A 23,233-nucleotide genomic window follows, 5' to 3' on the forward strand; every position below is an offset into this window, starting at 1 on the left:
ACTTTCGAAATTCAGGATAAGATTAATTCAAATCCATGGGAGGGATGATAATGAAATGGGAAGAAGTACAAAGTATTTACCCCGACCAGTTTGTAAAATTTGAAATCTTGCACTCGTTCGAAGAAGACAGCAATGAAATTATTGATGAAGTTGCTTTGATTGGACCCGTTAAAGATGAGGATGCGACAAAGGAGCTTTTAAATAGTAAAGATCGTACGCTTGTGTATCATACATCCAAAAACCAAGTAATTGTTAAGATCCGAAAAAACATTGGATTGAGGAGATTTCTATAAATGAAGATTGAATGGAAGGATGGTCTTCTATTTACTGAAATTAAGGTTACTTTTAATGGGCGTAGTAAGATTATTAATAATGTAGTCATTGATACGGGGGCAAGTCATACATTAATCTCCCAGGATGAAGTGGATGAACTTGGAATTCGTGTGACCAGAGATGATCATTTTATAACGAGTTTTGGTATTGGCGGAGAAGAGCATGCATTTATAAAAACTATTGAAGCCATAGAGATTGAAGATTACAGAATAGAAAATATAGAATTGGATTTTGCAGCATTTAGATATCAAGGCGTAAACGGATTGTTAGGATTAGATGTATTAATGGCTGGAAAATTCAATATAGATCTAAACAAATTAGAACTTCTTCGTCTGCAATCCTGATTGCAGATTTTTTTGTAAGCAATTTCTAGGAAGGATAGAACCTACTCTAACACAGAGTTCTCGCATCGGGGCCTGCAGCTCCTCGGTCCGAGGGATGCAATTTTGTGAGAAGTGGATTCAGCGACACATCCGCACCGATAAACCGCATCGCCGCCGCTCCCGTCGGCCGCTTAAGTCGGTGGGATGTCGTGAACACAGGTATCAGTTTAAGGACCAAAGGAATCGAGAGCGAGTGTTGGCGTATTTTGAGGTAAATGAGAATATAAAGCTGGTCATAGAATAAGCCGGCTTCAGATAGGAATATCTAAGGGCCGGCTCGCGTCGTAAATATTAAAAGACATGAGTGTTCACAGATCAGGGGGAGATTAGGATAAAAGAGAAGATCAAAAAAATTTTAGACAACCTCCCGGATGAAGAACTAGAGAAGGTTTATTGGACCGTTGAGGTCTTGCAAAAGGACTATTTGTTTAGAAAAAACTTGCAGGATAAAGGCGCGATCCTCTCGGAGTTATTCCAGAAAGAAGCTCAATCCGTTAATGAGTTATGGGACAATTCGTTTGCTTCTGACATCAGCATGGACACCAAAAAAGCCGTTTATTACGATCAAATCAAATGGCATATTTTCAGCTATCAGATAAAAAACTGTTTGAAGGAAGAAGCCGCAAGAAACGCCTTTGATGCCGCCGCCAAGGATGAGCTCTATGTGATGTATCAAAACAAATCTTACGTACTTATGTTGAAAAATGCAAAAGATACGGTCTCCACGGATTTTGATTCCGAAGAAGATATTTATATCTTTGACAAAGATCTCACTTGGACTTATGTACATACTCATGAATCGTATTGCGGCCCGTATTTTCACCTGGCAGGGGGATTCAAGTGAGCGATACTCCAGAGAATATCCATTTCAATGTAGCAGCGAATCTCTTCCGAGGCGTGGAATCCGTCGGCGGACGGCTGAAGATATCCGAGCGCAGCATGGTCTTCCATTCGCACGCCATCAATATTCAAAGAGGAAGCACCGAGATCCCTATTGACCAGATTACGTCTATTAGCAAACGGAATACATTAGGGATCGTGCCAAATGGGATATTGGTCGAAACTCGGGACGGACAGGAGTATAAATTTGTGGTTTGGAACAGGCAAAAGATCATCGATTTTATAGACAAAAGGATCGTTGGAAGGACCCAGGTCTAAGGGTTCGAAGGCTCGGGAGCAGAAGAAATGTTATTTGGGAATTAAACCCACGTAAATCGTGGGTTATTTCTTTTTGGACCCTTCGGAACGTCGACAGGAGTCTACAAAACCTCCTATGAAACTATCTATTTCAACCGTTTACAGTGGATATCTCGTTGAAGTATGCTAGATTTGCACCTGGCTATTATTGGTATAGGTGCAAATATATCCATTTGGAGGTATGAATTATGTCTGTCGTCAAAAAGAAGGTTTTCTCTCTCACCGTCTTCCTATCGCTCTTGGCTGCAACGTTCCTAACCGCTCCTGCCCAAGCTGCCGGTACCTGCGTTCTCTCGACCATGACGGACCCGTTGGCTCTACGAATGGAGGCAGGGGAGACCGTTATCTGGGACGGAGTCACTGCCGATTTGCTCGCAGCGAAGAACCGTTACGAGAGTCTGATCAAAGCGAAGGGGTGGACGATTACCTATAACTCCGCCTACCGCCCCTATCAATATCAAAAGCACTTATACGAGATCTCGCAGAACCCGACGGCATGCAGCGCGGAAAAAACCAAGCATGGCTTAGGCACCGAGGTTGCAGTACCTTCCTATACGGCTCCTCATACGGCCGGTATTGCATTTGATGCTACGGTAAAAAATGCAAGCGGTACTGCGCTGAATAGCATGACCTCTGTAAGCAGTTCATTGATTGCCGTAGCGGAAGAAGCCGGTCTTAAGTTCCCGCTCCCGACAAAGGATGGCGTCCATCACGAACTGTCTTCTAACGGTTCCGTATTGAGTGTAGGAAGTACAGGGCCAGCGGTCACCACGCTGCAAACAAATCTGAATAAGGTTGGTTACTCGGTAGCCGTGGATGGGATTTTCGGCAGCGGAACCGATAACGCCGTGAGACAGTTCCAGTCCGCGCACGGACTTACCGTAGATGGCAAAGTAGGATCCGCCACCTCGTCCAAGCTCAGTTCCTTGGCCACCACTACAACGACTCTCCGTTCAGGCAGCACCGGCGACGAAGTTAAGGTTCTACAGCGTCTGCTTACGAAGAAGGGATATTCGGTAACAGCCGACGGGGTATTTGGATCGGGTACGGAAACTGCGGTTAAAAATTTCCAGCGAGCGCAGAGCCTGACTGTGGACGGTATTGTTGGATCCGCGACTTGGAGCAAGTTGCGTTCGTAAGCTCATAAGGAACGTTATCAATCAACAAACCCATTTCTCTGTATAGAGAGATGGGTTTCACTGTTGCCAGAGGGGCTTTCGTCTCTTGGTTATGGGATGTATAATCATGGAAGATGACCTGAGACAACATGCGACCCGGCCTAAGATAGGAACTATCGAGGCCGGGTCTTGTTATAAAGAGGTGATCAGGATGAAGATTAATAAGCGAGTATTCATTGAATCGATCGTAGTCTCAATCCTTATTAGTCTAACGGTTATTGGGTGGGAAATCATTCGAGGTTACTATACAACGCAGAAATATGTACCCGAAATCGTTAACCGCTATGAGTCAATCGATTATTTACAACATAAAGTCTCATTCGGAATTGTCGGCAGAAGCGGCTGGATAACCCTCCTTTGGGGAATGGGTGGATTTTTGCTTTTAGCCATAACGTATTATGGAATTCGAACATGGTTCGCTCAAATACGAAAAAATAAAAATAAATAGAGGATATTCGGAGGTCGTATGAAAAGTCCAATAGCCAATAGAGTGGATACGATATTTATTCATGTGACGGATTTAGAGAAATCGGTTGAATGGTACAGCAAGCTGCTTGGCGTGGAGATGATAGGAGAAGTTCATGGCCCCATCCATACATTCGACATGGGGGCTGGTCGGCCTGGATTAACGCTTGATAATCACTGTTTCGATGACCATTATGAATTCATCCCGCAGAATCAACCGCTTTTCAATTTGAGCGCCTCGGATATAAATGCAGCATACCAACACGTTAAAGATCTCGGAGCGGAGATGGTGACCGAAATTATTACTTATCCGGATCTTTCTGAGTTCTCTTTTAAGGATCCGGACGGAAATATCCTTATGATTTGTACTTGTTCCAGTTAGAAAAGCGTTTATGAAGAGAGTGAGACTAATATGAATCTACGGATTCGAGAGCTAACGGAAGACGATCCAACCGTCATCTCGAATGCTTTTCAAGAACAAGGTTGGAATAAACCCGTTGAGCAATATCAAAGTTATTTTGCAGAACAATGCAGGGGCGCAAGAATCACCTTAGTAGCCGAAGTCGACGGAATCTTTGCTGGGTACGTGAACGTAGTCTGGGAATCGTATTACCCATCCTTTAGAGAATTAAATATCCCTGAGATAAACGATTTTAACGTGCTCCTCAAATATCGGCGGATGGGAATCGGATCTAAGCTAATGGACAGAGCTGAAGAACTCATAAGCGAACGATCCGAAGTTGCCGGTATCGGCGTAGGGATTTATTCGGACTATGGAAATGCTCAGGTGCTTTACGTGAAGCGCGGTTATATCCCGGATGGAAACGGAATTCATAACGGTCAACGGTATATTCATTATGGAGAGAACATAGCCGTTGATGACGATATTATACTGTATTTCACAAAAACATTAAGCCCAAAGAATTCAGGATGATTCATGTCATGGAATTATGGGTCGGCCGCATCGATATATTCGCTATAGGAGGGCTTCATTTGAGCAAGGTCCAATTTTCCGTACAGGTGCTCGTCGTTTCGGACTTGGCACGATCCAAAGCCTACTACCAAGATGTTCTAGGCTGCGAGGTCAATGACTTCTGGGCGGTGAGAGATGACTTCCGGTTAGGCTTTAAGTTGATCGAAGGCAAGTCGGCGGAGGATGTGCGGCCCAATCGGATCGGAGACGGGCAAGAGAAGGTATGGGATACTTACGCCTATGTTGAAACGCATGATGACTTGGACGAGCTGTATGAGGAACTGAAAAGCAAAGGAGCCATCCTCCATCAAAAGCCGGAAGTGTATGAGTTCGATTGGGGAGTGTGGAAGGAATTCTCCGTTAAAGACCCGGATCAGTATGTCATTGCCTTCGGCTCCGGGAAGAAGAAGGAATAGGAGGTTGTTTGGATGAACGACAATGAGATGAGCAATTTGATTACAAGTTACATAGAGGCGTACAACGATTTCGACGTCGAAGGGATGCTTAGGCTGCTGCATGAGAAGGTAGTGTTCCGGAACATCTCGAACGGCGTCGTGGATACGGAGACGAAGGGGATCGAGGAGTTTCGGATGCTGGCCGAGCAATCTGCGAAGCTCTTCGCGCAGAGGCGTCAGACGATCAAGGAGATGACGATCGACGGAGACAGGGCCGAGATCGAGATTGATTATGTAGGGACGCCGGCCATCGACCTTCCGAATGGCTTGAAAGCCGGAGAGACCATCAGGCTTGGCGGAAAATCGATTTTCTACGTGAAGAATGGGAAAATCATCGTCCTTGAAGATCACAGTTAAAAAGAGTAGGGGCGTTCATCCAAAGTGGCAATCACCATTCGATATGCAACAATGGCGGACTTTCAAGAGGTCGTCAATGTCGACCGACAGGTTCCCGATCGCATTTTACAATGGAAGCTGCAAAATCAAGAAATCGTCGTTGCCGCGGATAACGAGAACCTCGTTGGGTATCTCAGATTGGAATATCTATGGTCCAAGTTCCCCTACATCGGTCTCATCATCGTTCAGCCGGATCGCAGAGGCAACGGTCTTGGCAAAGGACTGTTGCAGTTCGTCGAGGAGCATCTGAAGAAGAAGGGGATCGCGGCCCTGTACAGCTCGTCGCAGGTAAACGAACCTCCCCCTCAGGAATGGCACCGCAAGATGGGCTTTAAGGAATGCGGAATCCTAAGCGAGATTAATGAAGGCAACGTAGGAGAGGTGTTTTTCGTAAAGCATCTAGAGTAGGCGAAAGGGGACCTTAAGATGGAACCATCTGAACTTATGCCGATCGTAAACCAGTTAAAGGAGCATAACATCGCCTACGCGCTTGGCGGGAGCGGGTTGTTATACGGTCTGAATCGAATCGACTCTGTGAACGACTGGGATCTGGCGGTGGATTGCCCCAAAGAGACTTTAATTCAAGCGATTCGCGATTACGACTGGATCGAGCAAAGCAGCGGCGACTTCCCCTTTGCCAGCGAGTATCGGATAAGTATCGCGTCCCCTAACATCGATTTTATCGGCGGATTTGCCTTGCGGTCCGGCGAAGCGACGGTTCGAATGCCGATTCGCATTCGTCGACAATGGAACGGCATTAACGTATCGAGCCCGGAAGTTTGGTTTGTCGCCTATTCCCTTATGGGCCGAACGTCTAAAGCGAGCTTGCTTCTAGACTATCTCAAGCGCCATCCATCCGCCGTGGATGCAGATGCAGTAAATTATTTTCTTAACGTCGAAGGTCTTCCAGAGGACATCCAGGAGGAGCTTCGATCGCTAGTCGGATGAAGTGGGTGCACTATTGCTTTAAATTGGAGGGACAAGGATGATCCTGAAAGAGATCGTTCCTATTTTGCGGATCTTTGATGTGCCTAAGGCGAGAGAGTTCTATTTGGACTATTTGGAGTTCCAGGAGGATTGGGAGCATCGGTTCGAAGAAGGATTCCCTTTGTATATACAGATCTCGAAAGGACCTATCAAGCTGCATCTGAGCGAGCATTATGGAGATTGCAGTCCTGGCGCCGCCGTTCGAATCGAGGTCGAGGGAATCGCCGATTTGCATCAGAAGCTTATAGAAAAGCAATATTCCTACTCAAGGCCCGGCTTGGAGAAGAAGCCTTGGGGGAGTCAGGAGTGCTGCGTGACCGATCCGTTCGGGAACCGGATTATCTTCTATGAGTACGACGAAGAAGAGGGATAAAGCAACCTGCCGCCAAAAGAAAAACCGCCCTGCAGGACGGTTGGTTCTGAGCGACCGATTGCCCGGTCATGCGGCCGGATCGGTTGTCCGGGGATGATCGGGCTCGGCTGCCGCGTCGGGGGCGTCGTCTACGTTTTTATAATACTTCTCATAGAGATGAGCCGGGGCGATTAAGCAGAAGCCGACGAAGAGAAGGCAGAAGGCAAAGAACCCGAACACGCTGAGTTTGTCCGCGAACAATTGACCGCCTACCGCGGCCGTCTTGGCCACGCTTTCGCTGATCGAGAGCAACATTAGGATTCCTCCAATCCGGATACAATTTGGCATTGCTTAGAACAACCTGAACCGCTTCATCCGCATCTTGAACTTCCGTTGATGGCTCTATTTTAAAACGCCATGGCTTCGATGAATGTGATGAAAATCACAACCTGAGGAAAGGAAGCATGGAGAAGAGAACTGGGGATTGATCGCCGGGGCTATCGAGATTGGCGAGACTCCGGCTCAAGCCGTCTGTCGGGAGGCGTTGGAGGAGTCGGGATTGATCGTTCGACCCGACAGAATCATCGGAGTATTCGGGGGAGAGAAGCACCGATTCGCTTATCGCAACGGCGACAAGGTTGAATACCTGACGATCGTATTCGAATGTACGATTACGGGCGGAGAGCTGAATCCCGATAACGAAGAGATGAAGGACTTGAAGTTCTTTAAGGAGAATGAGATTCCTCCAATCGCCAACCCGTATCCCCAAGAGATATTCGAGAGAAGAACGACGGATAAAGCGATTTTTGAGCAGGTTAAAGGTTAATAGAGGAAAAGAGAGGGGGAGCGGGCCGTGCCTATGCAGCTTCGCGCGGCGAATGAAGACGATCTTCCCGAGTTGGCCGTCATGAACAAGCAGCTCATCGAGGACGAGGGCAGCTCCAATCCGATGGGGCTGGAAGATCTGCAGCGTCGAATGAGGGATTTCTTGAACGATTCCTGGCAGGCCGATCTGATCCTGAACGGTTCGGATCTCGTGGGCTATGCCTTATATCAGTTCCGTGAAGACCCTTTCCGCCCCAACCTTCGGCATGTCTACTTGAGGCAGTATTTTATCAAGCGGGAACATCGGTTGAAGGGCTATGGGTTGGCTGGCATCGAGCTGTTGAAGGAAAAGCGGTTTAAAGGCGCCGAGAGCATTGGTATCGATGTGCTGGATTCCAACCTGAGAGGGCGCAGGTTCTGGGCGAAGGCCGGGTTCGAGCCTTACTCGATCCATATGAGGATGGAGACTACTTAAATCATGAATCGACTAGAGAGGTGAGCGGGTCTTGGATCCTTTTACGAAGAAGAGACTGACGAAGATCATGACGGATTACGTGGAGCAGAAGGTTCCCAAGCACGTGAGAGATCAAATGAGGCTTAACTTCAAAATCAGGGGGAACAACGTCACTCTGGTTGAAGAACGTCCGGCTTTCAGGAGCGAGCAGTGGGTGGAGTTGGATCGGGCTCAGTTCCGGTTGGACGAGAACAAGTGGAAGGTCTACTGGAGAGACAGCCGGAATAAATGGCATTGGATCGAAGAGATCGCTCCGGACGAAGACTTCGAGAAGCAATTGAGAATCGTCGACCAAGATCAAACAGGCCTGTTCTGGGGATAGGAGAACGCAATATCGACTTTACATACGAACATACATTCGGTAAAATAGAATGGATTAGAATTCCATTTGTGGAGGCCGATCCTATGGGAAGAGTAGTTTTGTTCGAGCTTAGCAGCCAAGATCCGGAACGTGCGGCAGCCTTCTATTCGTCCGTGTTCGGATGGAAGGTCGGGGAGCCCAATTGGGGATACTACCCTGTTACGACGGGCGAGGAAGGGAGGCCGGGAATCGACGGGGGCATAGCCAAGGGACCGAGCGATTATCCGCATGGCACCCGCATTCAAATCGAAGTAGACGATATCGAAGCGGCTATTCGGAAGTCCGTAGAGGCGGGAGCCCAGATCGTCCGAGACAAGATGGAATTCGACCGCTTCTACTTGGCATACCTGGTCGATCCTGTAGGGAACGGCATCGGGCTTATTCAGAATAAATGAGTGGCATGACGGATCTGCTAAGCAGGTCCGTTTTTATAGGAGGATGAGGATATGGCGATCTTTCTCTGGCTCATCTTCACGGCGATCAGTTGTTTTGTCTTGTATTTGATCGTCAGGACGGCGATCGATCATGCGTCGATCTCCAGTTTGAATGAGGACTTTAGGTCCCTTCAACATCAGATGAACCGACATCACCAAGAAATGATGAAGCAGATGGAGATGTTGAGACAGGCCATTACGGATTCCAATAAAGGGAACAATGTCGACAAATCCGTATGACGGGAGCGACAAAATAATCCACCCTTATGGGGTGGAGGAGTTTTCAGCCATTCCATCTTTTATTGTTCTGATGCGCGATGGACACCAAGGCGGTATAGACGGGACGGACATTAAATCGTTTGCCGAACTCGAATTTGTAAGCGGAGGTCGAGAGGTTATTCGACTTGTAATACGGCGAAACGATGTAGTGAATGGTCAGCTCGCTGTCGTCGAAGCCGAGGCCGCCCGTCTCGAGAGTAACTTCGTAGATCGAGTTCAGGTGAATGGAGGCTACCCTCGTTTTCTTGCCGGTAACGCCTTGGTGATCGATGAGAATCAACCGTTCGTCGGTGAAAATACAAGTATCGCGGATTAACCGGAATCCCGTCTGAATCTTCTCGTCAGGCATCAGATAAGCTCCATACTGCTCTTGCAGCTCCTGAACGGATACTTCGGAATAATTGCCGAAGAGACCGTTGAACAGGCCCATGGGGAAGCCTCCCGTCGAGTGGAATTAGAACCGGATTCATTATATAAGCGGAGCGGGCAAATCATGCGAACAATTCCTTCGGCAAAGAAATTCAAGATTCGTTTAGGGAGCCGATTTACGAAAATAAGCTTGTTTCTATCCTTGATTGGAGCCGTCCTCTTCACGATCTCCCTCTCGAAGGATGCCCGCTCGTTGCCGGCAGCCGTAGCCATTTTCTTGACCGGCGCCGTGTTGACGGCCGTCAGCCAGATAAGGGCGAATCAACGAATTCGCCTGATAGAGACAGGGCGAGTCGCAAACGGCACTTTCAAGGAGTGGAGGAACTCACGAAGGCGAGGGAGGAAGTAACGGTCATCTACGATGAAGAGAACAGCGTTGTTCTCGAGTACTTGCCCGGGAAGCCTGAACGAGGCGACTTAACGGCTTGGGACCGAGATGCGGTGGAGCGCTTTTAAAGGCTTGCACTTCTAGTTTGGCACACAGTAGCAGCGCGGGGGTGAGACGAACCCCTTCGCTGCTACTTGCCTTTCCAAGAAGCGGGGTCCGTCGACCTAAAATCATACCGTTAGCCAAATCGTACATATTAATCACCAAAAATCGACCAAATAATCCAGCTCGAATTGTTCGCGGATCTGCTTGTATATCTACCATTATTCAAACAAAATTAGGTGAAAGTTTTTTACAAAAACAAAATAATAACGTTTTCGAAAATACTATTGACATGTAAAGGTGCAAAATTTAGAATGAAAGCGATAACATGAATCTGATTGAATCGAGAAGTGGTTAGGTTTGTTTTGTGGTTTTTATTGAATTAGTTTTGTTTTGTTAGGGGGAAGAAGAGGAGGTTGTTACGGGGAAGAAGGCAAGTTGTTTTTCGAGAAGACAAAAAACTGGAGGGCTGCCTGAGTATGAAGAAGAAGATGGCGATATCGGCTTTGGCTCTGTCGTTAGTCGTGGCATCCTTAACGGCATGTTCGAGTGATAAGTCCAACACGAACGCCTCAAATAGCGGCGGCGGCAATAGCCCAAGCGCGTCGAGCAGCGCGGACGCGACGGGCAACGGGAAGGGCTCTTCCGCCGCGGACAGCAACGGCGCGCAAATGCCGGTCAAAAATGCAAACGCTTCCGATCCCGCGATTAAGGCGGGGAGCTCGGTGAAGGTCATTAACCCCAAGATTCCGACGCTGGATCCGACCCAGTGGCAGGGACAAATTCTCGTGATGCAAGGGACGCTGCTCGAAGGGTTGTACGGGTACAACCAGGACCACGAGATCGTGCCGAAGATCGCAACGGGCTACAAGACTTCCGAGGACGGTCTGACCTGGACCTTCACGCTGAGGCAGGACGCCAAGTGGTCGAACGGCGATCCGGTCACGGCCCATGACTTTTATAACGCTTATATGTACCAATTGGATCCGAAGAACACGACCGCGCAGCTCTGGCTCAGCGTGCTTAACTACGTGAAGAACTCCTACGCCTACCACGCGGGTTCCGTCAGCAAGGAAGAGGTCGGGCTGAAGGTCGTCGACGACTACACGCTCGAAATCACGACGACGCTGCCTCACGCCATCTTGGGAAGCTTGGTTCTGGCCGGCGCGATGCCCATCAATTCCAAGGTTCTGAAGGAGCATCCGACCGATTGGTTCGAACCGCAGAACTTCGTCAGCAACGGTCCGTACGTGGTCAAGTCGTTCACGCCTAACGGGGAACTCGTCATGGTGACGAACCCGAACTATGTAGGCGTCAAGGGCCAACTCAACCGCGGCAACGTCGAGACGATCACCGTTCTTCCGGAGTCGACCGTGCCGGTTGAAGTGTACATGGCCGGCAAGACGGACGTCGCATTGGTTCAGTCCACGTCCGACTTGCAATACGTCAAGACGCACGATTTGAAATCCCAGCTCTACACGGCGCCGAACTATTCGATCCGGTACATGGCCTGGAGCAATCCGGCGACGGAATCTCCATACGACAAGAAGGAAGTGCGCCAGGCAATCGCCAAAGCGATTCAACGCTCGCCGATCGTCGATTCGGTTCTGAACGGCATGGGCGGAGCCACCAATATCTTCGCCTCCCCGGGCTGGCCGACGTACGAGCTCGAGAAGGGGCTTGAAGAGAACGTCGAGGAAGCCAAGAAGCTGTTGAAGGACGCCGGCTACGAAGGCGGCAAAGGCCTGCCGAAGCTGACGCTGTATATCGGCATCAAGGAGAAAGATCCTCAGGGCGAATCCATCGCGCTCGCTCTCGGGCAGCTGCTTCAGCAGAATCTGGGCATTCAATCGGAGATCAAGCAGCTCAACGAGACGGAATGGAACGCTTATCAATACAGCGGCCCGCAGCCGGGAGCGCAGCCTGGATTTATCTTGGCATCGGGCGCGACGAACTGGAGCGAACCCGGAGGCCTCGATATGGGCGCGACTCAGCAGCTCTATTCTCTCGGAACGCTGGATGCCCCGCTGGAAGCGACCCAGAAGTTCATCGAATGGAGCAAGGACGTCTATTACAAGCCGGCGATCGAGCAATACGGCGATCCGAACGATGCCAAGGTCGGCGTGAAGTGGGAAGATTGGGCGGCGCTCGAGAAGGCGGCCCAAGAGGATATCGCCTATCTGGACGAGTGGACCGCCAAGCAGCCGGCGGAATGGCTTCCTTACTTGAAGCAGCCGGGTGTCCCGACGGCCGGAGAGCAATGGCAGCAGATCGTAGACAGCTGGAAAAACGCGAAAACCGACGCCGACAAGCATGCGGCCTTCGTCACCGCCTGGACGTTCGTCGCTCCGAACGCGCCCGGCGGCAAACTGAACCAGAACGCCTTGGACGTCCAGGTGTATTACAACAAGTATACGTCGGAATCGGATAAGATCCGGGATCTGAGAATGTGGCAGGCGCAATTCGTGAACGCGCTGGAAGTCGAGAAGGCGGCTCCGATCGCCGCCAAAGTCGTGAACAGCCTCCTGGACGATGCCTACGCGATCCCGTTGTTCTATCAGAAGCAGTACTTCCTGGTGAAGCCGGGCGTTACCGGCGTCATGTCCAACCCGTGGGCTTGGGGCAACTTCTACGAGCTCCATTACCTGAACGTAGAATAACCGCAATTGCATAACGACCGCTCGAGGGCACCGGTTCGGGTGCCCTCCGGTCGGTAAAGGAGGGCGGATCATGGCAGTCGCCACATTTATTCTGAAGCGCTTCGTTCAAATCGTCATTACCTTAATCCTGGTCATGTCGGTCAGCTACATCATGATGTACTATTCGCCCGGCGGATTCATGAATACGACGACGATGGCTACGGTGCTGGCACCGCTGCAAGGCCAGAACCCGATCCTCTACCAACAAGTCATGGATCAGTTCCAAAGCCGGTACGGACTGAATTTGCCTCTGTGGCAGCAGATCGTGAAGTACGTCTGGCACGAATTAACGTTCGACTTCGGCAATTCGATGCAGAACCCGTCCTTGACCATTATGTCGCAGCTGAAGCAAACGTTGCCGATCAGCACGCTGCTCGCGTTCGGTTCCGTTCTTCTATCCGTCGTCGTGGGGGTTCCCCTCGGCATTGTCGCGGCGTTGAAGCGGAATACGTGGATCGATTATGTCGTCGGCACCGTCTCCTTGGCCGGCCAGGCCATTCCCTCCTTCGTGTTGGCCGTTATTATGGTTCTGCTGTTCGGCGTCGCCCTTCCGGGAATTCTGCCGATCGCCGGCTGGGGCACTTGGAAGGATGCCGTGCTGCCGATCGTTTGCTTGTCGGCCGCGAACATCGGCGTCGTGGCGCGGTATATGCGCGGAAGCTTGATCGAGACCTTGAGGCAGGACTATATCCGCACGGCCAAGGCCAAGGGCGTCAAATACTGGCCGATGATCTACAAGCACGGGGTCAAAAACTCGCTGACGGCGATGATCACCGTCGTCGGACCTCAATTCGCCGTAACGGTAATGGGAACGATCTGGGTGGAGCAAATTTTCGGGATTCCGGGACTCGGCAAGGTCATGCAGTCAGCCTTCACCAGCTTCGATTATCCGCTGGCGATCACGTCCGTGTTCCTGCTCGGATCCATGATTATGATCATGAACTTGCTCGTCGACATCGTGTACGCGCTGATCGATCCGCGAGTCAAATTGTAAACGGCATTCCGTTCATCCGATTCTAGGAGGGAGAACCATTGGCGGGTACAGCAGCAGCAACTTCATCTGACGTTGCCGTACGCAAGAAGAACAGGAACCGGTCTCCGTTCTATCAAGGCTGGAAGCGCTTCAAGAAGCACCGTCTCGCCGTCGTCGGCTTGGCGTGGGTCGTCCTTTTTTTCATTGCGGGCATCATCGGGCCTTGGGTGGCCCCGTACGACTATCGCATCGGCGACTTCCTGGCGATTAATCAAGGACCGTCCTGGACTCATATATTCGGCACGGACAACGTAGGGCACGACATGTTCAGCCAGATTCTGTACAGCATCCGAAGCGCGCTCATCGTCGCCGTGGGGGCGACGCTGGTCAGCTTCGTGATCGGCGTCGTCCTGGGGCTGTGGGCAGGCTTGCGCGGCGGCCTCGCGGACGCGATTATCATGCGCGGCGTCGACTTCATGATGACGCTGCCCGGATTCCTGTTCGCCTTGATCCTGGTCGTTCTGCTGGGCCGCGGGTATTGGTCGCTCATCCTGGCGATCGGCATTCCCGGCTGGGCGGGTTACGCGAGATTGGTCCGAAGCCTGGTCCTCGGAATGCGCAACGGCGAGATGGTGGAAGCGGCGAGAGCCTTGGGCGCTTCCCAAGCGCATATCGCCAGACGGTACATGCTGCCGAACGTCACCGGCAGCATGGCGGTGTCGCTGGCGTTCGGCATTCCCGGCGATCTCGCCCAGATCGCGGGCCTCAGCATCTTCGGCATGGGCCTTCAGCCGCCGATCCCGTCGTTCGGCAACATGCTGGCGCAAGCCGGCGACAACATTCTCGGCTTCCCTTGGCTGCTCTATTTTCCGGCGGGCATCTTCGCGATCACCTTGCTTGCCTTTCTCTTCGTAGCGGACGGTCTTCAGGAAGCATTCAACCCGAAGGGAGGCCACTGACATGAGCGGACCGTTGCTCGCTATCGAGAATCTTCACGTTCAATTCGCCAGAAGCGAAGACCAGGTTTATGCCGTGAACGGCGTCAGCTTCTCGATTCATGAGAACGAGACTCTGGGCATCGTCGGGGAGAGCGGATCCGGCAAGTCCGTCATGCTGATGTCGTCGATCGGACTGCTTCGCGAGAACGGCAAAATCACGGCGGGGACGGCGAACTTCCAAGGAAGAGATCTGCTTAAGCTGCGCCCCAAGCAATTGGAGGACATCCGCGGCCGCGACATCGGCGTGATTTTCCAAGATCCGATGACGAGCCTGAACCCGGTCATGCGCATCGGGGACCAGATCATGGAGGCCATGCTGACGCATCAATACGCCGGCCGCAAGGAGGCGTTCGAGAGGACCCTCCATCTTCTGCACGAGATGGGCATCCCGGATCCGAAGGCGCGGTTCAAGAATTACCCTCACGAATTCTCCGGCGGGATGCGCCAGCGCATTATGATCGCCATCGCCTTGGCGTGCGAGCCGCAGCTCTTGATCGCCGACGAACCGACGACGGCGCTGGACGTCACGGTCCAGATGCAAATCCTGGCGCTCCTGCAGGAACTGCGGAGGAAGCGCGGGATGAGCGTCGTCATGGTGACGCACGACTTCGGAGTCGCCACCAACTTCTGCGACAAGATCGTCGTCATGTACGGCGGCCAAATCATGGAGATGGCCGATACCGACCAATTCATCCGGAAGACGATGCATCCGTATTCCCTGGGACTTAAGCGCTCGATCATCGAAGTCGGCCACAGGGGCAAGGCGATCGTGCCGATTCCGGGGGCCGCCAAGACGATGACGCAAGCGCCGGCCGGTTGCCCGTTCGCCGAACGTTGCCCGTACCGGACCGAGCGATGCGACAACGAAGTTCCCGAACTGCGCAAGCTCAATGCCGACCATTACATTGCGTGCCATCGCGCGGAGGAGGTTGCTTCCCTTGCCGTCTGATCCGTTGCTGCGAGTAGAGAATGTCTCGAAGACGTTCCGAACGCGCGGGAAGAAGCTGCGCGCCGTCCAGAACGTCTCCTTCACCCTGGAAGCGGGGAAAACGCTCGGAATCGTCGGAGAGAGCGGTTCGGGCAAATCCACGCTGGGACGCATGGTCTTGCGCTTGCTGGAGTCCGACAAGGGCAAGATCGTGTTCGACGGCGTCGATCTTACCGAGTTGAAGAAGAATAAATTGCGCGCCTTGCGCCAGGATATGCAGATTATTTTCCAGGATCCGAGAGCGAGCTTGAACCCGACCATGACGGTCAGGGACGCTATCGAAGACGCCATGGCTATTCACGAGATCGGAACGAAGGCGAGCCGGCGCGAGCGCGTCGTCGAGCTGCTCGAGCGGGTCGGGCTGCCGTATGAAGTTCAGTTCGCTTATCCGCATGAGCTGTCGGGCGGGCAGCTGCAGCGGGTCGGAATCGCCAGAGCCCTGTCGCTGAATCCGAAGCTCATCGTGTGCGATGAACCGGTATCCGCTCTGGACGTGTCGATTCAGGTTCAGGTCATTCAATTGCTGCGGGATTTGCAGAAGGAATTTAACCTTGCGTATATTTTCATCTCTCATAATTTGGCGGTGGTCGAATATTTGAGCGACGAGGTCGCCGTTCTTTACTTGGGCGAAGTCGTGGAGCAGGCGCCGGCCGACGAGCTGTTCAAGAAGCCGACGCATCCGTATACGCGGGTATTGCTCAATTCGATCTTGAAGATTCCGGACAGCCCGGAGAACAGGCAGACGATGGTGTCCATTCAAGGCGAGGTGCCGTCGCCGCTCAATCCGCCAAGCGGCTGCGCCTTCCATCCGCGGTGTTCGTTCGCGACGGATGCGTGCAAGACCGTTAAACCGGAACGGAAGAAGGTCTCGGAGCATCATATCGCGGCTTGCCATCTAGTCCAATGAGCCGACAAGCCGGGGCGAGAGCAAGCGCCAAGAGATAAATAAAAGCTATTGAGGATACGGAGGGAGTGAAGCCGTTGTTTATCAAAGGCATGACTTACGGCTGGAACAGCTCGCGGGGCGCTTACCGACAGCCTTACGCGCTGGATTCGCTTCGGAAGCTGAAGGAGACCGGCAGCGAATGGATCGCCTTGGCCTTCTATACGCTGCAGCCGAATATTTATTCGACCGATATCCCCTTCGATTACGGCAGGACGATGACCGACCGGGATATCGAATACGCGGTCAAGCAAGCCCACGCGCTCGGACTGAAGGTATGCCTGAAGCCGGTCGTCAACTCGGCCGACGGCATCTGGCGCGCCCACATCGGGTTCCCGGAGGAGGAAGGGGCCGAGCCGTACTGGGACGCTTGGTTCCGCTCGTATGCGAACTTCCTGTGCCACTATGCCGAACTGGCGGAGGAGCTGGGCTGCGAGATGTTCTGCATCGGCTGCGAGATGGTCTCCACGGAGAAGAAGACCGCCCATTGGACCGCCGTGATCGAGAGAGTGCGACAAGCGTACGGCGGTCCGATTACCTATAACGCGAATCACGGCAAAGAAGAGGGCGTCGATTGGTTCGATCGGGTGGACCTCATCGGCACCAGCGCCTACTATCCGATCGCGAACAAGCCCGGCGACAGCGAGGAGGCCATGAACCGGAACTGGCTTCCGGTGAAGGACAAGCTGGCGCGGCTGCACGCCAGGTTCGGCAAGCCGATCGCCTTCCTCGAGATCGGCTGCCGCAGCGCCCTGGGGTGCGCGACGATGCCTTGGGACTTCTCGCATACGGAGCTGCCGGCGAGCGAGGAGGAGCAGGCGAACTTCTACGGCTCCGTCCTGAAGACATTCTGGGAGGAGCCTTGGTTCGCGGGCTTCTTCTGGTGGGATTGGAGCGTCCGGCTGTATCCGCCCGAGGAAGCGAAGACGAACACCGGCTTCGACATCTACGGCAAGAAGGCGGAGAGCGTGCTGAAGGAATGGTATGCGAAGCCGCGGTAACGTAGGAAGTCGAGCAAACGGAGTGAACCTCGATTGAAAAAAGTGACCATGCAGCAGATCGCCGAACGGGCCGGCGTCTCGAAGTTCGCGGTATCCCAAGCGCTGTCCGGCAAGTCCGGCGTAGGGGAAGAGACGCGGATGAGAATCATCCAGACGGCCAACGAGCTGGGCTACTTCCGGAGACCGAAGCCGCTCGGGCTCCGGCCGTCGTTATCGGGAACGGATTCCGGAGGCCGGCGCCCCGGAGGGGCCAAGAACACGGTCGTCATCCTGATGCCCAACGTTCGCTTCCAGAGCCGGGAGTCTCTGTATTGGGGGCGGATCATCGACGGGGCGGCGGCGGCGCTCGCCGAACGGGAGATCGGGGTCATGATGGTGACCGAGAGTTACTCGGACCGTTCCTTGAAGAGCATCAACCCGGACGGCGTGCTCGGTCTCGTCGGAATCGGCTTCATCGCCACCCCGCTGCTTCTGGAGATCCGGTATCAAGGCATTCCCTTCGTTCTCGTCGATCACGAGGACCCGCTCATTCCCTCCGACACGGTGTTCATGAACAATTACGATTGCATGCGCCAGCTCGCGCAGCTGGTCGTCCAGTCCGGCCATCGCGATCCGAGGTTCGTCGGCAGCCCGAAGTACTCGCGGAGCTTCCACGACCGCTGGCTGGGCTTCCGGAGCTCCCTGGAAGAAGCGGGCCTGCCGGTTCCCGCGCCGGAAGACGATCTTCTCCTTCAGCTGGAGGACGACGCCTATCTCGTGATCGACAGGGAGGTGCCGGCGCTCCTCGCGAAGAACAAGCTTCCTTCGGCCTTCGTGTGCGCGAACGACTTCCTGGCGTACCTCGTCTTGAAGGCGCTCGCGAATAACGGGGTGGAAGTGCCGGCGGCCGTGTCGGTGACCGGGTTCGACCATACCGACGAAGAGAGGGATCCGCGCCTTCCCGCCCTGAGCACGATTCACGTTCCGAACGCCAGAATGGGCAGACGCGCGGTCGAGATGCTCTTCGCCCGCCTGGAAGATCCCGAGCGCCCCTTCGAGAAGGCGCTTATCGGAGGGGAGCTGCTTCTTCGGGAGTCGTTCCGGAAGGAGCCGAGGGGGACCGAATAGCGTGCGGGCTTGCGGGACCTCCATCCAGGAGACGGGCGAGGCGACGGGAAAAGCAAGGGTTACAGCCCCCGGACGATGCCGCCGTCGACGAGCAGGGCTTGGCCCGTCACGTACGTGTTGGCGAACGAGCCGAGGAAGACGGCCGCCCGCGCGAACTCCTCCGGCGCGCCGACGCGTCCGAGCGGAATCTGCGAGGCGGATGCCCGCTGGATCTCCTCGACGGGTACGCCTTGCTCTTCCGCGCGCTTCCGGTCCAGCTCGAACAGCCGGTCGGTGCCGATCCGGCCGGGAGCGACGGTGTTGATCAGGATGCGGTCCGGGGCCAGCTCCTGCGACAGGCTCTTGGTCAAGGCCTGGACGCCCGCGCGGAACACGTTGGACAAGACGAGGCCCGGAATCGGCTCCTTGACCGACATGGACGCGACGTTCACGATGCGTCCGCCGTCCGCCGCGGCGCGCAGATGCGGGAGCGATTCCCGGATCAGCCGCACGACGCTCATCAGCGTCAGCTCGAAGCCGCTCTGCCAGCCCGCGTCGTCGAACGCTTCGAACCCGCCCTGCGGCGGGCCGCCCGCGTTCGTGACGATCGCGTCCAGCCCGCCGTGCCGCTCGGCCGCCGCACGCACGGCTTCCTTGATCTGTTCCGCGTCGCGGACATCCAGGCGCGCGGCGAACGGCGCGTTGCCGGTCGCCGCCGCGATCTCTTCGCGGGCCGCCTCCAGCTGCGCCAAGTCGCGGCTTGCGATCGTCACCTTCGCGCCTTCGCGCGCGTATTCGAGCGCGATCGCCTTGCCGAGGCCTTTGCTGGCCGCGGCGACGAATACCGATTTTCCTCGCAGACCCGTCTCCATATCCGATCTTCTCCCTTCGAATAGACCCGATCAGGCTTCGATTCTCTTCCCCAATACGGCCAGGTCCCGCTCGATGCCGTCGAGCACGGCCACGCGCGGATAATAGCCCCACTGCTCGAAGCCGAACTTGCGCAGCAGGCCGAGGCTCGGCTCGTTGTGCCCGAACACGAACCCGAGCACCGTCTTCACCTCGAGCCGCGGGCATTCCGCGAGCACGTGCCGGATCAGCCGGCTTCCGACGCCGCTGCCCCGGCTCTCTTCGGCGACGTAGATGCTGAGCTCCACGGTCGCGTCATAGGCCGGACGGCCGTAGAACGTGCTGAGGCTCGCCCAAGCCGCGATCCGTTCTCCGTCGCGCGCCACCCAGAGGGGCCGCCGGTCCGGCGTATGCGCCTCGAACCACGGCAGCCGGCTCTCGACCGACACCGGCTCGAGATCGGCCGTCACTTGGCGGGACGCGATCGTACTATTATAAATGTCCACGATGGCGGGCAAATCTTCCCTGCGGGCGAATTCGATTCGCAGCTCCCGGTCGTTCTCCAACGGCGTCGCTCCTCTTCTCATGATCTTCTTCGATTCTACCCGAGGCGGCGGCGGGGGACAACCGGTCGGCAGGGCCGCGGCAGGCGTTCTTTTGCGTCTAGGATTTCCATTTGCAACCTAATAAAGCCTCCGTTATAATGGATGGGAACACATATTCTTATCGAACGGACTACCGCGGCCGGTTTGACGCAAGCCCCGCTGTGACCGTAACGAAAGGGGCTATACCGTTGGCCATCGAGAATATCGTCATTAAGGGCGCAAGGGCCCATAATTTGAAGAATATCGACGTTACCATCCCGCGCGACAAGTTCGTCGTTCTGACGGGGCTGAGCGGCTCGGGCAAGTCCTCGCTGGCGTTCGACACGATCTACGCCGAAGGCCAGCGCCGGTACGTCGAGTCGCTGTCGGCCTACGCGCGCCAGTTCCTCGGCCAGATGGACAAGCCGGACGTCGACTCCATCGAAGGGCTGTCGCCCGCCATCTCCATCGACCAGAAGACGACGAGCCGCAACCCGCGCTCGACCGTCGGCACCGTCACGGAGATCTACGACTACCTCCGCCTCATGTTCGCCCGCGTCGGGCGTCCGCACTGCCCGGATCACGGCGTGGAGATCACGTCGCAGACGGTGGAGCAGATGGTCGACCGGATTATGGAGTACCCGGAGAGGACCCGCCTTCAGATTCTCGCTCCGATCGTCTCCGGACGCAAGGGAGAGCACAGCAAGCTGCTGGCCGACGTGCAGAAGCAGGGCTTCGTTCGCGTGCGCGTCAACGGCGAGATCCGGGATCTGGCCGACAAGATCGAGCTGGAGAAGAACAAGAAGCATTCGATCGAAGTCGTCGTCGACCGGATCGTCGTGAAGGACGACGTCGCGACGCGGATCGCGGATTCGCTCGAGACGGCGCTCAAGCTGTCCGACGGCAAGGTCATCGTGGACGTCATCGACAAGGAAGAGCTGATGTTCAACTCGAACCTCGCTTGTCCGATCTGCGGCTTCTCGATGGAGGAGCTTGCGCCGCGCATGTTCTCCTTCAACTCGCCGTTCGGGGCGTGCCCGGAGTGCGACGGCTTGGGCGCGAAGATGGTCATCGATCCCGAGCTGCTCGTGCCCGACCGGAGCCGCAGCATCGACGACGGCGCGTTCGAGGCGTGGGCGGGCAGCACGTCGAACTACTACCCGCAGTTCCTCGCTGCCGTCTGCGCGCATTACGGCATCCCGACCGACGTGCCGGTGTCCGAGCTGACCGACAAGCAGATGAACACGATTCTGTACGGCACGGGCGGCGAACGGATCCGGTTCCGCTACGAGAACGAGTTCGGCCATTCGCGCGATGCCCAGGTTCCGTTCGAGGGCGTCATCCATAATCTCGAGCGGCGCTATCGCGAGACGGCGTCCGAAGGCATCCGCGAGTTCATCGAGGCGTACATGAGCGCCCAGCCGTGCGCCAAGTGCAAGGGCCATCGTCTGAAGCGGGAATCGCTCGCGGTTACCGTCGGCGACCAGAACATGGCTTACGTCACTTCCTTGTCGATCGGCGAGGCTCAGCGGTTCTTCTCGGGGTTGGAGCTGACCGAGAAGGAGCAGCAGATCGCCAACCTGATCTTGAAGGAGATCAACAACCGGCTCGGCTTCCTCGTGAATGTCGGCCTCGAATATTTGACGCTGTCCCGCGCGGCCGGCACGCTGTCCGGCGGCGAGGCGCAGCGCATCCGGCTCGCGACGCAGATCGGCTCCAGCCTGATGGGCGTGCTGTACATTCTCGACGAGCCGAGCATCGGGCTGCACCAGCGGGACAACGACCGCCTCATCCAGACGCTCGAGCATATGAGGGACCTCGGCAACACGCTGATCGTCGTCGAGCATGACGAGGATACGATGATGGCGGCCGACTACCTGATCGACATCGGTCCGGGCGCGGGCGTGCACGGAGGCCAGGTCGTGTCTCACGGGACGCCGCAGGAAGTGATGGCGGACGAGAAGTCGCTGACCGGCGCGTACCTTAGCGGCCGGAAGTTCATTCCCGTTCCGCTGGAGCGCCGGAAGCCGAACGGCAAGTGGCTGGAGATCAAGGGAGCCAAGGAGAACAACCTGAAGAACCTGAACGTGAAGATTCCGCTCGGCGTATTCACGGCGGTGACGGGGGTATCCGGCTCCGGCAAGTCGACGCTCGTCAACGAGATCCTGTACAAGACGCTCGCGAGAGACTTGAACAAGGCGAAGACGCGGCCGGGCGAATACAAGGAGATGCTCGGCATCGAGCACCTGGAGAAGGTCATCGACATCGACCAGTCTCCGATCGGACGGACGCCGCGCTCCAACCCGGCGACGTACACCGGCTTGTTCGACGACATCCGCGACGTATACGCGATGACGAACGAGTCGAAGGTGCGCGGCTACAAGAAGGGCCGCTTCAGCTTCAACGTGAAGGGCGGACGCTGCGAGGCGTGCAAGGGAGACGGCATCATCAAGATCGAGATGCACTTCCTTCCGGACGTGTACGTTCCTTGCGAAGTGTGCAAGGGCAAACGCTACAACCGCGAGACGCTCGAAGTGAAGTACAAGGGCAAGAGCATCGCGGAAGTGCTGGAGATGACGATCGAATACGCGACGGAGTTCTTCCAGAACCTGCCGCGCATCCATCGGAAGCTGCAGACGCTGCTCGACGTCGGCCTCGGCTACATGACGCTCGGCCAGCCGTCGACGACGATGTCCGGCGGCGAGGCGCAGCGCGTGAAGCTGGCCGCCGAGCTGTACCGCCGCAGCACGGGCAAGACGCTGTACATCCTCGACGAGCCGACGACCGGTCTGCATGCGGACGACATCGCCCGCCTGCTCGAGGTGCTTCAGCGGCTCGTCGACTCCGGCGAGAGCGTGCTCGTCATCGAGCATAATCTCGACGTGATCAAGACGGCCGACTATCTCATCGACCTCGGCCCGGAAGGCGGCAGCGGCGGCGGAACGCTCGTCGGCACCGGCACGCCGGAGCAGCTCGCCGCGAACTCGAAGTCGTACACGGGCAAGTACCTCGGCCCGATCCTCGAGCGCGACCGCGCCCGCACGGAAGCGGCCCTGGCCAAATCGTAACGCACAGCCGCCCCGTCTTCGATTGTCCCATCGACAATCGGAGACGGGGCGGC

At 55.1% G+C, this 23,233-nt stretch carries 29 protein-coding genes and 1 pseudogene; 25 read left to right on the plus strand and 5 right to left on the minus strand.

From position 1 onward, the window contains the following. Nucleotides 1–50: 50 nt before the first annotated feature. The 12 genes from H7B90_RS03400 (at nucleotide 51) to H7B90_RS03455 (ending at nucleotide 6,740) form a co-directional block, all read left to right on the plus strand. Nucleotides 51–293, plus strand: a complete 243-nt coding sequence (locus H7B90_RS03400) for a hypothetical protein (protein WP_185134473.1) — start codon at nucleotides 51–53, stop codon at nucleotides 291–293. Then, a complete protein-coding gene (locus H7B90_RS03405) occupies nucleotides 294–677 on the plus strand; it encodes a retropepsin-like aspartic protease (protein ID WP_185134474.1) in 384 nt (127 codons plus the stop codon). A 343-nt stretch (nucleotides 678–1,020) separates the two neighbouring features. Beyond that, nucleotides 1,021–1,560 (plus strand): DUF4275 family protein, encoded by a 540-nt coding sequence (locus H7B90_RS03410; protein WP_311772674.1) that lies wholly within the window; start codon nucleotides 1,021–1,023, stop codon nucleotides 1,558–1,560. Next, a complete protein-coding gene (locus H7B90_RS03415; protein WP_185134475.1) occupies nucleotides 1,557–1,874 on the plus strand; it encodes a GRAM domain-containing protein in 318 nt (105 codons plus the stop codon). Before H7B90_RS03410 ends, H7B90_RS03415 begins: the two co-directional genes overlap by 4 nt. A 227-nt stretch (nucleotides 1,875–2,101) precedes the next feature. Then, nucleotides 2,102–3,052 carry a peptidoglycan-binding protein gene (locus H7B90_RS03420; protein WP_185134476.1) on the plus strand — a complete coding sequence of 317 codons (951 nt, stop codon included), beginning with the start codon at nucleotides 2,102–2,104 and terminating at the stop codon, nucleotides 3,050–3,052. A gap of 505 nt (nucleotides 3,053–3,557) precedes the next feature. Next, nucleotides 3,558–3,938 (plus strand): VOC family protein, encoded by a 381-nt coding sequence (locus H7B90_RS03425; protein WP_185134477.1) that lies wholly within the window; start codon nucleotides 3,558–3,560, stop codon nucleotides 3,936–3,938. Between the two features lie 30 nt (nucleotides 3,939–3,968). Beyond that, complete coding sequence (locus H7B90_RS03430; protein WP_185134478.1) at nucleotides 3,969–4,490, plus strand: GNAT family N-acetyltransferase; 522 nt, start codon at nucleotides 3,969–3,971, stop codon at nucleotides 4,488–4,490. 8 nt (nucleotides 4,491–4,498) lie between these two features. Continuing rightward, nucleotides 4,499–4,945, plus strand: coding sequence for a VOC family protein (locus H7B90_RS03435; RefSeq protein ID WP_260410693.1), 447 nt, complete (start codon nucleotides 4,499–4,501; stop codon nucleotides 4,943–4,945). A gap of 12 nt (nucleotides 4,946–4,957) precedes the next feature. Beyond that, nucleotides 4,958–5,341, plus strand: a complete 384-nt coding sequence (locus H7B90_RS03440) for a nuclear transport factor 2 family protein (RefSeq protein ID WP_185134479.1) — start codon at nucleotides 4,958–4,960, stop codon at nucleotides 5,339–5,341. Between the two features lie 24 nt (nucleotides 5,342–5,365). Beyond that, the gene (locus H7B90_RS03445; protein WP_221481904.1) at nucleotides 5,366–5,788 is read left to right on the plus strand and encodes a GNAT family N-acetyltransferase; all 423 of its coding nucleotides are present in this window, start codon (nucleotides 5,366–5,368) and stop codon (nucleotides 5,786–5,788) included. Between the two features lie 18 nt (nucleotides 5,789–5,806). Next, nucleotides 5,807–6,328, plus strand: a complete 522-nt coding sequence (locus H7B90_RS03450) for a hypothetical protein (RefSeq protein ID WP_185134480.1) — start codon at nucleotides 5,807–5,809, stop codon at nucleotides 6,326–6,328. Nucleotides 6,329–6,365: 37 nt separating this feature from the next. Continuing rightward, nucleotides 6,366–6,740 (plus strand): glyoxalase superfamily protein, encoded by a 375-nt coding sequence (locus tag H7B90_RS03455; protein WP_185134481.1) that lies wholly within the window; start codon nucleotides 6,366–6,368, stop codon nucleotides 6,738–6,740. Between the two features lie 66 nt (nucleotides 6,741–6,806). Here the strand turns inward: H7B90_RS03455 and H7B90_RS03460 are convergent, their stop codons facing one another. Continuing rightward, nucleotides 6,807–7,034, minus strand: coding sequence for a hypothetical protein (locus H7B90_RS03460; RefSeq protein WP_185134482.1), 228 nt, complete (start codon nucleotides 7,032–7,034; stop codon nucleotides 6,807–6,809). A 154-nt stretch (nucleotides 7,035–7,188) separates the two neighbouring features. Between H7B90_RS03460 and H7B90_RS03465 the strand changes: the two are divergent. The 5 genes and pseudogenes from H7B90_RS03465 to H7B90_RS03485 all read left to right on the plus strand — a co-directional run. Continuing rightward, a pseudogene (locus H7B90_RS03465) lies at nucleotides 7,189–7,545 on the plus strand (NUDIX domain-containing protein); the annotation flags it as partial. 33 nt (nucleotides 7,546–7,578) lie between these two features. Further along, the gene (locus tag H7B90_RS03470) at nucleotides 7,579–8,019 is read left to right on the plus strand and encodes a GNAT family N-acetyltransferase (RefSeq protein WP_260410716.1); all 441 of its coding nucleotides are present in this window, start codon (nucleotides 7,579–7,581) and stop codon (nucleotides 8,017–8,019) included. Nucleotides 8,020–8,050: 31 nt separating this feature from the next. Further along, the gene (locus H7B90_RS03475; protein ID WP_260410695.1) at nucleotides 8,051–8,380 is read left to right on the plus strand and encodes a DUF3024 domain-containing protein; all 330 of its coding nucleotides are present in this window, start codon (nucleotides 8,051–8,053) and stop codon (nucleotides 8,378–8,380) included. 83 nt (nucleotides 8,381–8,463) lie between these two features. Next, nucleotides 8,464–8,814 carry a VOC family protein gene (locus tag H7B90_RS03480; protein ID WP_185134485.1) on the plus strand — a complete coding sequence of 117 codons (351 nt, stop codon included), beginning with the start codon at nucleotides 8,464–8,466 and terminating at the stop codon, nucleotides 8,812–8,814. A gap of 51 nt (nucleotides 8,815–8,865) precedes the next feature. Further along, nucleotides 8,866–9,093, plus strand: a complete 228-nt coding sequence (locus H7B90_RS03485; protein ID WP_185134486.1) for a hypothetical protein — start codon at nucleotides 8,866–8,868, stop codon at nucleotides 9,091–9,093. Nucleotides 9,094–9,136: 43 nt separating this feature from the next. Here the strand turns inward: H7B90_RS03485 and H7B90_RS03490 are convergent, their stop codons facing one another. Both H7B90_RS03490 and H7B90_RS32690 read right to left on the minus strand, forming a co-directional pair. Further along, entirely contained in the window at nucleotides 9,137–9,562 is a 426-nt protein-coding gene (locus tag H7B90_RS03490) for a PH domain-containing protein (protein WP_185134487.1), read from the minus strand. An 811-nt stretch (nucleotides 9,563–10,373) separates the two neighbouring features. Continuing rightward, the gene (locus H7B90_RS32690; RefSeq protein ID WP_260410721.1) at nucleotides 10,374–10,727 is read right to left on the minus strand and encodes a hypothetical protein; all 354 of its coding nucleotides are present in this window, start codon (nucleotides 10,725–10,727) and stop codon (nucleotides 10,374–10,376) included. Here H7B90_RS32690 and H7B90_RS03495 point away from each other — a divergent pair. From H7B90_RS03495 to H7B90_RS03525, 7 genes are all read left to right on the plus strand, one after another. After that, a complete protein-coding gene (locus H7B90_RS03495; RefSeq protein WP_246578521.1) occupies nucleotides 10,717–12,651 on the plus strand; it encodes a peptide ABC transporter substrate-binding protein in 1,935 nt (644 codons plus the stop codon). The two genes, H7B90_RS32690 and H7B90_RS03495, sit on opposite strands and share 11 nt — an antisense overlap. Nucleotides 12,652–12,721: 70 nt before the next feature. Next, nucleotides 12,722–13,684: an ABC transporter permease gene (locus H7B90_RS03500; RefSeq protein WP_185134489.1), complete on the plus strand. Its 963-nt coding sequence runs from the start codon at nucleotides 12,722–12,724 to the stop codon at nucleotides 13,682–13,684. A 38-nt stretch (nucleotides 13,685–13,722) separates the two neighbouring features. After that, on the plus strand, nucleotides 13,723–14,622 hold the full coding sequence (locus tag H7B90_RS03505) for an ABC transporter permease (RefSeq protein ID WP_185134490.1): 900 nt from the start codon (nucleotides 13,723–13,725) through the stop codon (nucleotides 14,620–14,622). Nucleotide 14,623: 1 nt separating this feature from the next. Next, on the plus strand, nucleotides 14,624–15,610 hold the full coding sequence (locus tag H7B90_RS03510) for an ABC transporter ATP-binding protein (protein ID WP_185134491.1): 987 nt from the start codon (nucleotides 14,624–14,626) through the stop codon (nucleotides 15,608–15,610). Then, a complete protein-coding gene (locus H7B90_RS03515) occupies nucleotides 15,600–16,556 on the plus strand; it encodes an ABC transporter ATP-binding protein (RefSeq protein ID WP_260410702.1) in 957 nt (318 codons plus the stop codon). The genes H7B90_RS03510 and H7B90_RS03515 overlap by 11 nt, the downstream gene beginning before the upstream one ends. 65 nt (nucleotides 16,557–16,621) lie before the next feature. Then, on the plus strand, nucleotides 16,622–17,593 hold the full coding sequence (locus H7B90_RS03520) for a glycoside hydrolase family 113 (RefSeq protein WP_311772675.1): 972 nt from the start codon (nucleotides 16,622–16,624) through the stop codon (nucleotides 17,591–17,593). Between the two features lie 42 nt (nucleotides 17,594–17,635). Next, entirely contained in the window at nucleotides 17,636–18,700 is a 1,065-nt protein-coding gene (locus H7B90_RS03525) for a LacI family DNA-binding transcriptional regulator (RefSeq protein WP_246578531.1), read from the plus strand. Between the two features lie 59 nt (nucleotides 18,701–18,759). Here the strand turns inward: H7B90_RS03525 and H7B90_RS03530 are convergent, their stop codons facing one another. Both H7B90_RS03530 and H7B90_RS03535 read right to left on the minus strand, forming a co-directional pair. Further along, entirely contained in the window at nucleotides 18,760–19,551 is a 792-nt protein-coding gene (locus H7B90_RS03530) for an SDR family oxidoreductase (protein WP_185134493.1), read from the minus strand. A gap of 30 nt (nucleotides 19,552–19,581) precedes the next feature. Further along, nucleotides 19,582–20,115: a GNAT family N-acetyltransferase gene (locus H7B90_RS03535; protein WP_185134494.1), complete on the minus strand. Its 534-nt coding sequence runs from the start codon at nucleotides 20,113–20,115 to the stop codon at nucleotides 19,582–19,584. Nucleotides 20,116–20,321: 206 nt separating this feature from the next. Between H7B90_RS03535 and uvrA the strand changes: the two genes are divergently transcribed. Continuing rightward, nucleotides 20,322–23,180: an excinuclease ABC subunit UvrA gene (uvrA, locus tag H7B90_RS03540; RefSeq protein ID WP_185134495.1), complete on the plus strand. Its 2,859-nt coding sequence runs from the start codon at nucleotides 20,322–20,324 to the stop codon at nucleotides 23,178–23,180. Nucleotides 23,181–23,233: the final 53 nt, after the last annotated feature.

The organism is Cohnella xylanilytica (genome assembly GCF_014212175.1).
GTDB classification, from domain to species: Bacteria; Bacillota; Bacilli; order Paenibacillales; family Paenibacillaceae; genus Cohnella; species Cohnella xylanilytica.

Bases quoted from the DNA above. Each gene is read 5' to 3' on its own strand.
- H7B90_RS03480 (WP_185134485.1), top strand. From the start codon at position 8,464: ATGGGAAGAGTAGTTTTGTTCGAGCTTAGCAGCCAAGATCCGGAACGT.
- H7B90_RS03535 (WP_185134494.1), bottom strand. From the start codon at position 20,115: ATGAGAAGAGGAGCGACGCCGTTGGAGAACGACCGGGAGCTGCGAATC.
- H7B90_RS03430 (WP_185134478.1), top strand. From the start codon at position 3,969: ATGAATCTACGGATTCGAGAGCTAACGGAAGACGATCCAACCGTCATC.
- H7B90_RS03440 (WP_185134479.1), top strand. From the start codon at position 4,958: ATGAACGACAATGAGATGAGCAATTTGATTACAAGTTACATAGAGGCG.
- H7B90_RS03460 (WP_185134482.1), bottom strand. From the start codon at position 7,034: ATGTTGCTCTCGATCAGCGAAAGCGTGGCCAAGACGGCCGCGGTAGGC.
- H7B90_RS03490 (WP_185134487.1), bottom strand. From the start codon at position 9,562: ATGGGCCTGTTCAACGGTCTCTTCGGCAATTATTCCGAAGTATCCGTT.
- H7B90_RS03470 (WP_260410716.1), top strand. From the start codon at position 7,579: ATGCAGCTTCGCGCGGCGAATGAAGACGATCTTCCCGAGTTGGCCGTC.
- H7B90_RS03485 (WP_185134486.1), top strand. From the start codon at position 8,866: ATGGCGATCTTTCTCTGGCTCATCTTCACGGCGATCAGTTGTTTTGTC.
- H7B90_RS03530 (WP_185134493.1), bottom strand. From the start codon at position 19,551: ATGGAGACGGGTCTGCGAGGAAAATCGGTATTCGTCGCCGCGGCCAGC.
- H7B90_RS32690 (WP_260410721.1), bottom strand. From the start codon at position 10,727: ATGACCTTCACCGAGCTCCCCGCCTTAATCGCGGGATCGGAAGCGTTT.
- H7B90_RS03425 (WP_185134477.1), top strand. From the start codon at position 3,558: ATGAAAAGTCCAATAGCCAATAGAGTGGATACGATATTTATTCATGTG.
- H7B90_RS03400 (WP_185134473.1), top strand. From the start codon at position 51: ATGAAATGGGAAGAAGTACAAAGTATTTACCCCGACCAGTTTGTAAAA.
- H7B90_RS03510 (WP_185134491.1), top strand. From the start codon at position 14,624: ATGAGCGGACCGTTGCTCGCTATCGAGAATCTTCACGTTCAATTCGCC.
- H7B90_RS03405 (WP_185134474.1), top strand. From the start codon at position 294: ATGAAGATTGAATGGAAGGATGGTCTTCTATTTACTGAAATTAAGGTT.
- H7B90_RS03455 (WP_185134481.1), top strand. From the start codon at position 6,366: ATGATCCTGAAAGAGATCGTTCCTATTTTGCGGATCTTTGATGTGCCT.
- H7B90_RS03450 (WP_185134480.1), top strand. From the start codon at position 5,807: ATGGAACCATCTGAACTTATGCCGATCGTAAACCAGTTAAAGGAGCAT.
- H7B90_RS03420 (WP_185134476.1), top strand. From the start codon at position 2,102: ATGTCTGTCGTCAAAAAGAAGGTTTTCTCTCTCACCGTCTTCCTATCG.
- H7B90_RS03435 (WP_260410693.1), top strand. From the start codon at position 4,499: ATGGAATTATGGGTCGGCCGCATCGATATATTCGCTATAGGAGGGCTT.
- H7B90_RS03500 (WP_185134489.1), top strand. From the start codon at position 12,722: ATGGCAGTCGCCACATTTATTCTGAAGCGCTTCGTTCAAATCGTCATT.